Source organism: endosymbiont DhMRE of Dentiscutata heterogama (genome assembly GCF_002888635.2).
Taxonomy (GTDB): Bacteria; Bacillota_I; Bacilli_A; order Mycoplasmatales; family CGIF01; genus CGIF01.
Genome location: NZ_LN828718.1, coordinates 424070 through 436100, shown reverse-complemented (window position 1 = coordinate 436100; position 12031 = coordinate 424070). Strand labels below are relative to the sequence as shown.

Sequence of the window (12031 nt, the reverse complement as noted above, 5' to 3'; positions counted from 1 at the left end):
AATTAACTTATTTTTTCAAAACACACCAATGCGAAACCCCGCTATCCAACCAAACATCCATAATGTCTTGTCCTAAAAATGTTTTCTCATTTATCAAATTGGGAAATTTTTCTCTCAAAAGTGGCAAAATACTTCCGTCAAATCAACAATCAGAACCCCGTTCAGCCACAATTTCTGCCACATAATCAATAATTTCAGAATTAAGTATCGGTTCATTATTTTGGTATAAAATCGGAATAGGAACTCCCCATTTTCTCTGCCGTGAAATACACCAGTCTTCCCGAGCCGCTATTATTTGCTTCATTTTTTCCTCGGTTCAACCTGGATATCATTTTACTTTTTCAATATTCTCCAACAATTCTTTTTTTGTTGCTTCTACTTTAATAAATCATTGCTTAGTTAAACGATAAATTAAGGGACTTTTATCTCGTCAATCGTGGGGATAACTATGACTAATCACTTCTTTTTTTATTATTAAATTCCTTTTTTCTAAATCAACAATAACTAAACTATTTACTTCTGAATAATGTTTACCAACTAATTTCGGCACTCCAATTTTTTCATTAAAAATTCCATTTGGTTCCAAGGGACATTCAATTCATCCAAAAATTAATTCTTCGTTTCTTTTTGCTATAATAAAATCTTCGAGACCGAAGGCTGGTGCTAAATGTACTATTCCGGTTCCCTCCTCTTCCTGAATAAATTCATCTCCTTTCACAATCCTATTTTCGGCACCCTTTCTGCTATAAGGATGTAAGTAATCATGACTCAATACTAAATCTTTTCCTTCAAGCGCTCTTTCTATTTTTACAGTCTTTCCCCATTTTTTTAGTTTATCAACCATTTTTTCTATGACTATTAAATATTCACCATCGCAATCAATTAACAAGTAACGAGCAGTTTCTTTTACTGCAAGCAGTTGATTAACCGGAATGGTCCAGGGTTGGGTAGTTCAAACTAGAAAATATACTTTTTTTCCAAAAAATTTTGAAAATTCAGGAGAAGCAATTTTAAAATACAGAGAAGTATCCTTTTTTTCGTAATATTCTATTTCGGCCTCGGCTAACGCGGTTTCGTGTCCGCAAGACCAATAAATAGGTCTGAATCCTTGATAGACCAAGCCTTTCTTTGCCATTTCCCCAAAAACTCGAATTTGCTCGGCTTCATATTCTTTGTCTAAAGTAATATAATATTTTTCATAGTCCGTAAAAAGTCCCAGTTTTTTTAATTGTTCCTTTTGGGCTTGAACTTGTGACAGGGCAAAATCATGACAAACTTGCCGCAAGTTTATTTTTTGACCTTGGTGAGCCTGAATCATTTTGTGTTCAATTGGTAGTCCATGAGTATCCCAACCCAGCAAAAAGGGAGTATATTTGCCCTCGCTGGCCTGAAAACGGACAATAATGTCCTTAATAATAAAGTTTAAAAAGTGTCCGATATGTAATTTACCATTGGCGTATGGTGGGCCTGAATGGAGGATAAAAGGCTGATTATTGCGGTTTTTTTCTAATACTTTTTGATAGATTTTTCTTTCTTCTCACTTTTCTCTAATTTTTTTTTCCGTTTCTAAATGATTAGTATTTTTCAACGGCAAGTCAGTCCTAGGGAGCAAAAGAGTATCTTTGATTTTTTTAGATTCCATTAAGTTATTTTTTTAGTTTATTTTTCTAGCATTAGTTCAATAAGTTCTGGCAAACTTTCCAAATTAACAACTGATAAACTTCCATCATTTATTCGCCTTTTTCATAGAGTTCAACCATCATCGTTAATTTTTTCTACTTCCTTGTTCCATTCTCCTTTGGAAACAAAACGAACCAATGTGTGTGGAGAATTATTATTAGAGGGCAAAATATTAAGTAATTTACGGTCGGTTTTATCTTTAATTAAATGTTCGCCACTGGTGTCAATAGCAATAACATTATCCTTATATCAAACCAAAAAATCCGGATAAAAGTTTCGAGTATCACCACGAGTAATTAAAGGAATAGCATAACCACTTCGGGAAGGATTGCGACACCATTTTACAGCAAACTTATCTAACTCTTGAGCGAATTCCTTTTCTAATTTGTTTAATTGGGAATATTTTTCATGAAGACTATTTTTAAAGGAGAGCGTTTTTTGCGGATTATAAAGCAAAATATCAGGAATTTTATAAACTTCCACTGAACTCTGTTCGAGATAAGAGTTTTCCAAGTAAACATCAACTATTTTGTTAATTTTTTCAATAATTTCTTTGTGAACTCATGATTCAGAACCAACTAGGGCATCGAATTTAGGTTCGTCGAGACAAAAAACTCCACGGGCTTGGGGCAGTTTGCGAATAATTTCTCGGTAAAAAATGGCTCGGGCAGTAGTGCGGCTAGTTTCCCCAATTTTTTCTCTTAAAACTTGCTGAGTATTACCTTGCTCGTCAATATATTTTTTAGTAATTGAGCGATAGCCGGTGCCTTGGGTTTTTTCTTTATCCTGGCGTCAATCAGATATATTTTGGATAATTTTATTTATTTCTGGTTCAGCATCAGCACTATTGCAAATGATAATTGGCACTTCATAGTCGCCTTGAACTTTAACTAATTCAGGCTTTTCAGTCGAACTTACCACTTTTACCTCAATTTCCGGAGCAGTTTGTTGTAATTCTTGATTAACTTCCTCAATTACTTCTTGAAAAGTACTTTGTTTTTCTATCTGAATATAAAAATGAGCGGTATTTAGCATTTCCGGCAACTGGTGGGTAATGTTGGGTTTAGGTTGTCGCAAAACTCGTCCAATAATTTGTTTAACCGCAATTTTAGAATTAATAAAGCGGTCAATATAGGCCGCATAAACTAATGGGTCATCCCAACCTTCTTGCAAGCCTAAATTAAAAATGATATGCTGATAATCACCAGCAATAAATTCTTGATATTTTTTTTCACCACCACCGCTAAATAATTTAAATTCCGGAGGTTTAGGATAATTTTTGGCAAATTTTAAATCACAATAAACGGCGATATTTTCTGGTTTGATGCCACATTTTTCTACTAAATATCGTCAAATTAAAATTGGAGGGGCTTTTCTTTCCGAAAAATTTTGATTAATATCGTCTTGTAAAGTAGGGTCAAATTCTAAAACATTAGTGCGACAAACATAAATAGCCTTGGGTTTTTCGTTTGGTAAATTAGTTATTTTAATTTGTGTTTCAATTTGTTTTAAATCTTCCACTAATGAAGAAACTGTTTCTTCCATTGGTGTTTCATAAGCGGCTAGCTTTATTATTTTTTTCACTAAACCGGCTTCTACCACTTTTCCAGTATCAACCCGAGTTATAAAATCTTTATTTTCTCATTTATTTATTCTTTTTAATTCGTCATACTGTTCTTTGAGTTTTTGGGGAAATTTCATGGTGGCACTGGCAATTAAGAACACACTCGGCTTCAATTCCAATAATAAGTCAGTTTGTTGGTCGGATAAATTATGCCCTTCATCATAAACAATAAATAGAGGTCTTTCACCACGTTTTTTTAAACTTTCTCAGGTGCTTTGACTTTGTTCGTCTAGTTTACATTGATAAATTTGGCGATTGCCGACCTCTTTGTCTTTCTGGTTAAAAGTTCCCACAGTAGCAAAAAGAACCAGAGTTTCATTTTCCTCTAATAATCTTTCTTGGTATTCTGACAACATAATAACTTCGCTTTTTCCTAATAAGTGGTGATATTTACCGCCCCTAGTTAAATTATTGAAACTTTGTTCGACTACTACACTGGCTTTGCTTAACCACAAAATTATAGGTTTTAATGGAGGTAATTTACTAATCTCTCCCGCGGTTTTGGCTAAAATTACGGTTTTTCCTGAGCCAGTTAAAGCATCTAAAATTTGAATAAAAGGGACTGGTATTTCCTCATCGCCTCTTTTAATGATGATTGACTGATTGAGATACTTTTCATATTTTTCTACTATCTCTAAAACGGCTTTTTCTTGAAAATCAAATAATTTTAGCATATTTTTTTAATTTTTTAAGGACAAAGTAATATGTAAAGATTTTTCTACTTTTTCCATTATCTCCTCCGAGACTTTGGCAATTCTATCCAAAAATTTCTCTCTGTCAATTGTTTGAATTTGGTCTACTAATATCACGCTTTCTTTTTTTAATTGGATAAAAATTTGAAAAGGAAATATTTTGTCGCCTGCTTTCAAAGAAGTAATAGGCATAACAGTTATTAAAGGGCTAAATAAGTTTTGTCTGTCGTTTGAAATTACTAAGCAAGGGTGGATTTCTTTTAATTCTCGTCCTTTGCTGTCTGGTAAATCTACTCAAAAAACTTCTCCTCGTCTAATTAACTTTTCGGTCATTTCTTTTTTTTAAGATTTTAGTCGCTACTGATTTTCTTTTGTTTCGTTCGTAATTTAATCAACTTTCTATTCCAGCCCTTTCTCATTTTTTTGCCAATTCTAATAAATGAGTATTATTAGCGTAGCATTCCTGATAGGCTCTACCTAAATTTTCTTTTTCCTGCTCTAATTTTTCCTCTACCGTTTCCTTGATAAACTTGCCAATTTTTCCTTTTCCTACCTCTTTCATTAATTTTTGATAAAGACTGGTAGGAATAGTAATGCTTAAAGTTTGTTTTGGTTCTACTCGTTTCATAATATTATAATTTTACATTGTTATAATGTTTTAACCCTATTTTCTAATTTTCTAAATTAAGCACTATTTTTAAGGCCTTTTTCATTATTTCTGGACTGACTATTCCGAGTCGTTGCTTATCCACTAATCGTAATTTTTTATAAATAGTATGAGGATAATTACACAGAAGTTTACTGGGGCAATCTAAACCAGTTTAAAGGGCATTGTTAATAAAAACTTCAAAAGGTTCAATATTCTTAATGTCATCAGTGGTGGTTGGGACTACTACTATTTTATTATCAAATTAATTCTGAAAATCATTACTTACTACTAAACAAGGGCGATAAGGTTTAGAAAATCCTTTTAATTTCTCAAACTTTACTAATCAGATTTCTCCCTCATGGGGAATACTCTGTATTTCTCCTTCTTTGGAAAAAATTTTACTATTCATATTATTTTCTTTTCTTCCTCGCAGAGGAAGTATTATTGTTTTCTTTTCTCCACATATCACTAATAGTTTCGTCTCAGATTTCCATTTCTTTTTTTTCCAAAACACATCAGTGCGAAACTCCATTATCTAACAAACATCCATAAAACTGAGATATTTTGGAGGAACCGGTCGGATTCGAACCGACGAAATAACAGATTTGCAGTCTGCTCCCTTAGGCCGCTCAGTCACGGTTCCAATTTTACTCCCTTTCTTTAATTTTGCTTAACAAATACGCATATGTGAACTACCCTCACTTCTATAAGTGGGGGCTTCATGTAGACCTCACCAGAATTGTTCTGGTCGTGTTCCTACTTCACGAGGCTATACTGTCTCTGACAGCAAAGTTCCTAACCCCAAAGTGATTATTTAGAGGCATATTAGTAGCCATCACTTATTATATTATAATTTTAGCCAGTTCATCTCCCACTTGGAGAAACTGGGAGTATTCTTGGCTAGTTTCTGATAAAATTATTTATTAAAAAGTTCGTTAAAAAATAATTTATTGTGCTTTCCAAAAAACTACTAAAATCCCTTCACAAAAAATTCCGATGAAAATTTTTGTTTCTTTTTTTACTCACTTTTTTTATTAGTTATATACCTTTTCTTATCCGTTTTAATTTAGTCAATAATTTATCTTATGACCGGGGTCGGGGGCATTTTTTTTATCTTTTTGGTAAATACTCACTTATTGAAAAGGTTGTGGATGGCAAGGTACATGTGGATTGAAATAAATTATTACTTATTCTTTTTTTGCTTTATTTTCCGCTGAAAATAATTATTCATTTGTTCCTTAACTATTGAAAGAAAAATTATGAGAGGCAGGTTAGCATTCTCTTGACCAAAAAACTACTAAAATGTGTCTCTAAAAATAAAGACTTAATGAAAAAAAACCCTGATGAAAAAGTGTATATAATTAATAATATTGTGCCGGAATTTTCTCGTCAATTTATTACTATTCCAGTGGATTTATTTGAAATATTTGTTGATATATCTTTTGCGGTGTTTAGTTTGTATTTTCTCATTAATTCCTATAATTTGTTCCCATTAATTCCTTTGCTGATTATTTTTATCTTAGTCAACTTAATTTGATATACTTTTTTTCATTATGTTTTCGGTTCAGATCGGGAGGCTAGTCTAACTAAAAAGAAAAATTACCAAAATTTAGAGAAAGCACAAATAAAGTCTTGACTAGAAGGACTACAATTTTCTGAACCAACCCAAAATTTGAAAAAATTACACCAAACATTAGATAACAATTCTCAACAAATAACTAATCTCAATTTTTTGGCAACCCTTTACCAATTGCCGGAATTAATAATTTCCGGCATTAGCATTCTCTTTTTATTTCTTTATTATCAGGTCTATTGCGAAGGCAAGGGAGGTTTAAGTTGGGGTGCCTATTTTATGGCTAATAACCTGCAAAGAATTTTCTCAAACGTAAAAAAAGGATTTAATTTGCTGACAACTATTTCGGTTTATCGAGAGAATTATCAAAAAATAGAAAATTTTTTTAATTTTACAGCATAAAATGAAAGCGGAGAAGCAAGTTTGATTAATTAGTAAAACTAATTAATCATAAAATTAACATTAACTCTTTTGGTTGTTTCTGCTTGTCTAACATTGACAATAGGAGTGTTTTACTATTGAAAAAACAGAAAATTAGAAAAGAAAATAGATAAAAACATTATATCGGAGATTAAATAATAACAATTCTTTATAGTGATAAGAACGCAAAAAATTAAAAACTTGGAGGAGTTGGAAAAATTGAGCCGGCTTTTAATCCCTCGCTTACATCCTAACACATTTTTAATTTTACAAGGTGAATTGGGAGTCGGAAAAACCACTCTGACCCAATTAATAGCCAAAAATCTGGGAATTAAAGAAAAAATAACTTCTCCCACTTTTAACATTCTCCAAAGGTATAGAATAAAAAATGATTATTATCTAAATCATTTTGATTTTTTTCGTTTAAATGTAAATGATAATTTAGACGTTTTTCAAGAATTGACTGTCGATAATTTAAATATTATTGAATGACCGGAAAAAAACCCCCAATTTTGAAAAGCCAAAAAATATATTCACCTGAAATTAATTAAGTAAAATTTCGGAAATAGAACTGCGAAAATTTTCTTTTCTCCACCTAGCAAAAAAGGATAACTTGTCAATCAAAATGCTGTTTTTTAACTAGCAAAGAATGCCTTCTTTGTAAAAACTAATTAGAAGTATTTAATAATTTTTTTTCCTTCAATATCTCTTCCAAAGTATCCCTGGCAACTGCTTGATAATGAGATAAATATGAGGAATAAGCACCACGACCTCCAGTCAACTGGCGTAAAGTAGCCAAATAGTTAAGCGTTTCTCGCAAAGGGGCTTTGCCAGTGATAAAACTTTCTCCCTCTTTTTCTTCGGTATTTTCAATTACAGCATGACACCTACCAAGGCTAGCCAAAGTATCCCCCAAATAATCCTTAGGCACTATTACCGTTATCTGCATAATTGGTTCTAATAAAACCACCCCCAATTCCTTGATTCTTTTTTCTTTTTCGGCTACGCCATCACCCCGAAAGGCCAAAACGGCCGCATTTTTAAAATCACCAGGTTTAGTATCGACTTCATGCCTTTTTCCTTCTAATAAAGTGGCCTTAATATCTAGCAAAGGATAACTTAAGAGTAAACCTGAAGACATGGACTCTTCCAATCCTTCTTTTACTTCCTCAGCGTCTTTGTCGGACATTTCTTGACCTTTTTTGGCATCCACAAATTCAAATCCTTTGCCCGGATTGGGCTCAAAAGCAAGTTTGACTCTAGCAAAATGTCCGCTACCTCCGGTTTGTTTTTTGTATTCTCCTCACACCTCTGCTAACTTTTTAGTAATAGTTTCTCGATAAGATACTCGTTGTTGCTTACTTTCAATAGCAAGTTTAAATTCTCGGCGTAATCTCTCCACCAAAACTTCCAAATGCACTTCACCCATGCCAGCAATAATCATTTGTCCCGTTTCTCGGTCGGTTCAGTAATTAAAACCTGGGTCCTGGATTTTTAATTTATCAAGGGCTATTTTTAATTTATTTTTATCTTCATTGGTTTTTGGTTCAATGGCTTGCGAAATTACCGGCTCGGCAAACTCAATATTTTCCAAAAGTCAAGGACTGTTTTCCTCTCCCAGCGTGTCTCCCGTGACAGTGTTTTCCAAACCAATAGCCACCGCAATATTTCCGGCTCCCACTTCCTTAATTATTTCTTTATCGTTAGCGTGCATGAGAAACAAGCGACTAACTCTTTCTTTTCTTTTTTTGTTAACATTATAGACATAAGAATTAGATTCTACCTTGCCAGCGTAAACTCGAAAGAAAGTTAATTTGTTATTATAATCATCAAAGATAATTTTGAAAGCCAAGGCCAAACAAGAGAGAGGGCTATTACAATTAATTTCTCCGGTTTTATTTTTATCTCGGGGTGAATAAACCGTTATTTTGGGAACGTCTAGGGGAGAAGGCAAATAGTCCACCACTCCGTCTAAAAGTAACTTCACCCCCACGTGCTTGTAAGCAGAACCACAAAATGTTGGAAAATATCTACCAGTTAAAGTAGCCTGGCGTAGTAATTTTTTTATTTCTGCCCCAGACAATTCTTCCTTTTTTTCATACTTCTGGAGAATAGGGCTTTCTTCTCTGCCTTCTTCAACCATTTTTTCTAATTCTATCTCCACCAATTTTTCCAGTAATTCTTGTCGATACTTCTGAGTCTTTTTTATTAGGTGAGAAGGGATTTCTTTGGTTTGATAATTTTCGTCTTTATCGCCAAGTTGGAAGTAATGAGCCTTTTGCTCGACTATATCTATTAATCCCTCTAATTCACGACCGGCTCCAATAGGAAACTGAACCACCAAAGGCACGGCGCGTAATTTTTCACGGATACTTTTTAAGCATTCGTCAAATCTCCCGATATTATCTACCCCATCCATCTTGTTAATGAAAATTAGCCGAGGCAATCTATATTTTTTGGCTTGACGTCAAACTGTTTCTGTTTGGGCTTCTACTCCTTTTTTGCCGTCCAAAATTATTATGGCTCCGTCTAAAACTCGCAAAGACCTTTCTACTTCGGCCGTGAAGTCCACGTGGCCTGGCGTATCAATGAGATTCATTCGATGATCTTGTCATCAAAAATTGGTGGCAGCGGATTGAATGGTAATTCCCCGCTCTTGCTCCTGGTCCATAAAATCCATTTTGGCAGTGCCTTCATGCACTGTCCCCACCGCTCGAATTCTTCCGGCTAAATAAAGCATGGCTTCGGTGGTAGTAGTCTTTCCAGCATCAATATGGGCGCTATTACCAAAATTACGGATATGGGCTAATTCTTTCTCGTCGTCGGGCATATATTATTAATTTTATTGCGAAAATTGGCACTCATTGCCTAAAAATTGAGAAAAAACCTCTACTAATCTTCTAAATTTCTAATTTCTTTTTGCTTTTTCTTTCTCATTACCAGCACCACACCAACTATTATCACAATCGCCACAGCCGCTATCGGCAAAATTACTTTTCATGGAATACCCGGTTTATCATTACCAGTGGTATCATCCGTATTACTTTCTAATTTTGTCAGTAGGCTTTCGATTTTGGCTTCTCGCTTTTTGATATAAATATTATCCTCCCTCTTTAATCCCATTAATTTACTTCTGACCGCATCTTTCTGATCCGAACTGCGAGCGGCTTCTACTTCCTTCCGTAAATTATCAATTTTTTTCTCAGCATCTTTGTTACCGATAAATTCCACCAAAGTATTTTTGGCATTTTTTAGTTGTTCTTTGTCGTCAATTTCTTTATTTTTTATTTTGGTGAATAATTCTTTTTCTTCTGTTCCCAATTCGTCCTCGCTAACTCCGCGTTCAGTCATTGCGGCTTCAACAATATCTTTAATTAACTCTTTGGTATTTTCTGCGTTTTCTTGGAAAGTTCGGTCAATGTTCCGGTCAACGACATTTTTTCATTGCTCCTCGTAGGGATTTGTGCCCTCATACTTTTCAAGTTCTTTAATTTTGTTTATCAGTTCCGGTCCGGTCGCTTTATCGATGTCTTTTCCGGCTTTATTCATTTTCTCCTGGTTTTGTTTTTCTTTTCGTTTTTTGGCAATGTTGACTTTCACTTGGTCGTGAAGGTTATTAATATCTTTTTCAGCGTTCAACCCTTTTATCCGGTTTTCTCAATCCTGAAGGTTGTAATCTAAATCACTAGTGGCGATTTTTGGGTCTTCGTTTAGAGCCTCATTAATGGCTTGAATGGCTGCTGTTCGGGCTTGGGCGACTCCTTGATTTTGGTCTGGCCCTCCACCACCTTGGTCCTTCTCTTTTTGTTTGGCCTCATCCGCACATTGTTGGCTATGATATTTCTTTCCGTTATACTCAAAAGAAAGTGCGTCAAATTTTTGATTACAATTCGGACAGGTCAATTTGTCACCACCGCCACCTGTATCACCGGTTACTAATCCTTCAATTAAGTCTACTACGGCTTTTTTACGGGCTAAAATCTTTTCAGCAGTTTTTCGAAAATCTCTAAAATCATTTTTAAACTTTTTTTTATTAGCAACAACAGCATCTGCATAGGAAAAAAAATCGGACTCGGAGATTTCGTTGAGATGTGGTGTTGCTATGGTTTCCAAATCCTCATTGGCAGAAACTCCATCAACTGATTTCTTACTTTCCTCATCAAATTTGCCTTTATGTTTTGAATATTTGGGGTCGCTTCCATTTACTTTCCCCTCTAATTCCTTATACTTCTTAACTTCCTCGGAATCTTTTACTTTATTTTTTCATTCTTTGACCGCTTCGTTGTGTTCGGAATCAGTCGAATTTCCGGCGGCTCTCCAATCGTTGATTAATTTCCTCACTCAGTCTATTGGCACCTTTTGGGCATTAATTTTCTTTTCAAAGTTTCCCCAATGTCTTTTCAAATCAACTTTTAAAGCGTCCACATCATTTCTTTTGGTGTCCGGGGCCTTGGCATCACCAATTTCTCACGCTTCAGGCAAATCCCTTTTAGCATCTGGACTAGCAGTATCATTAAAATAATCATTGGCTTTTTTTGAAAGTTCATAATAAATTCCCTCGCTGTTAGCCTCATTAAAAAGTCTTTTAAATTCTCTGATTATGCGATAATCTAAACGCACTCGATTATAGTCTTTTACATAATTATTAAATGTAGCATTATCAGCACTATCGATATCTGCATCACTAGGACGAGTATAATTATCTATCAATGGGGTGCCCACTTCCACGGGTGGAATAATATTGTGATAAGCGTAGCGGGGGATAGTTACGCTGTGTCCTTTAACTTCTAATTTTCCTTCGCCCACCTGTAAATCCTGAATAGTAAAATCCTTATTTAGATTTCTAGGGTCCATTAAGAATTCATAAAAGACGTCGGTTTCATATTGATTGGCTTGGGTTCCGCTAGCCTTGGATAATTCGATAATCAGAACTGATACTGGTGTTGTGCCTACCGTTTTTTGTTTTACTCGCACATTTAGCAGAAGTTTACCAGGAGTGTAACCTGTGACCCATGAAAATCAACCCCCTTTGGCTTGCATTTCTTTCTCGTCAAAAGTAAAGGCTGTTCCGGCTATGGTGAATGTTACGTTTTGTGTTGGCATATATTATGATATATTTATTTATATTTATGAAATTATTTAATTGTTGTCTAAAATCAGCATTATTCTCTTTTGTGTTTCGCAACACACAGCAGAGAGAGAGAGAGAGAGAGAGAGAGAGAGAGAGAGAGCAAAATCGTCTCCAAACTCACTCTACTTTACCATCTTTTCTGATATATTTAATTTTGTAACAAAACTTAATTAAGGAACCACTCCGTGCAGAGAAGAAAAACTCTCAAAACAAAAGACGTCACCCAAATTAAAGGTGATTTAAAAAACGTGTTATAATGTAA

10 protein-coding genes and 1 tRNA gene are annotated in these 12031 nt (G+C 34.4%); 3 read left to right on the top strand and 8 right to left on the bottom strand.

Going from position 1 to position 12031, the window contains the following annotated elements:
• Window positions 1–7 precede the first annotated feature (7 nt).
• The 6 genes from DHMRE_RS02725 to DHMRE_RS02700 form a co-directional block, all read right to left on the bottom strand.
• Window positions 8–1642 (bottom strand): class I tRNA ligase family protein, encoded by a 1635-nt coding sequence (locus tag DHMRE_RS02725; RefSeq protein ID WP_322632173.1) that lies wholly within the window; start codon window positions 1640–1642, stop codon window positions 8–10.
• Between the two features lie 17 nt (window positions 1643–1659).
• Window positions 1660–3978: a DEAD/DEAH box helicase family protein gene (locus DHMRE_RS02720; protein WP_322632172.1), complete on the bottom strand. Its 2319-nt coding sequence runs from the start codon at window positions 3976–3978 to the stop codon at window positions 1660–1662.
• A 6-nt stretch (window positions 3979–3984) separates the two neighbouring features.
• Window positions 3985–4329, bottom strand: a complete 345-nt coding sequence (locus tag DHMRE_RS02715; RefSeq protein WP_322632171.1) for a type II toxin-antitoxin system PemK/MazF family toxin — start codon at window positions 4327–4329, stop codon at window positions 3985–3987.
• Entirely contained in the window at window positions 4310–4624 is a 315-nt protein-coding gene (locus DHMRE_RS02710; protein ID WP_322632170.1) for a hypothetical protein, read from the bottom strand. The genes DHMRE_RS02715 and DHMRE_RS02710 overlap by 20 nt, the downstream gene beginning before the upstream one ends.
• Window positions 4625–4907: 283 nt before the next feature.
• Complete coding sequence (locus tag DHMRE_RS02705; protein ID WP_322632169.1) at window positions 4908–5054, bottom strand: hypothetical protein; 147 nt, start codon at window positions 5052–5054, stop codon at window positions 4908–4910.
• A gap of 156 nt (window positions 5055–5210) precedes the next feature.
• Window positions 5211–5288: transfer RNA gene (locus tag DHMRE_RS02700), tRNA-Cys, on the bottom strand.
• A 684-nt stretch (window positions 5289–5972) separates the two neighbouring features.
• Here DHMRE_RS02700 and DHMRE_RS02695 point away from each other — a divergent pair.
• Complete coding sequence (locus DHMRE_RS02695) at window positions 5973–6620, top strand: hypothetical protein (RefSeq protein ID WP_322632168.1); 648 nt, start codon at window positions 5973–5975, stop codon at window positions 6618–6620.
• Between the two features lie 192 nt (window positions 6621–6812).
• Window positions 6813–7193: a tRNA (adenosine(37)-N6)-threonylcarbamoyltransferase complex ATPase subunit type 1 TsaE gene (gene tsaE, locus DHMRE_RS02690; RefSeq protein ID WP_322632167.1), complete on the top strand. Its 381-nt coding sequence runs from the start codon at window positions 6813–6815 to the stop codon at window positions 7191–7193.
• A gap of 112 nt (window positions 7194–7305) precedes the next feature.
• On the opposite strand, the gene fusA is transcribed toward tsaE, so the two are convergent.
• Both fusA and DHMRE_RS02680 read right to left on the bottom strand, forming a co-directional pair.
• On the bottom strand, window positions 7306–9468 hold the full coding sequence (gene fusA, locus DHMRE_RS02685; protein ID WP_322632166.1) for an elongation factor G: 2163 nt from the start codon (window positions 9466–9468) through the stop codon (window positions 7306–7308).
• Window positions 9469–9530: 62 nt separating this feature from the next.
• Complete coding sequence (locus DHMRE_RS02680; protein WP_322632165.1) at window positions 9531–11741, bottom strand: hypothetical protein; 2211 nt, start codon at window positions 11739–11741, stop codon at window positions 9531–9533.
• A gap of 26 nt (window positions 11742–11767) precedes the next feature.
• On the opposite strand from DHMRE_RS02680, the gene DHMRE_RS02675 reads away from it, so the two are divergent.
• Complete coding sequence (locus DHMRE_RS02675) at window positions 11768–11929, top strand: hypothetical protein (protein WP_322632164.1); 162 nt, start codon at window positions 11768–11770, stop codon at window positions 11927–11929.
• Window positions 11930–12031 lie beyond the last annotated feature (102 nt).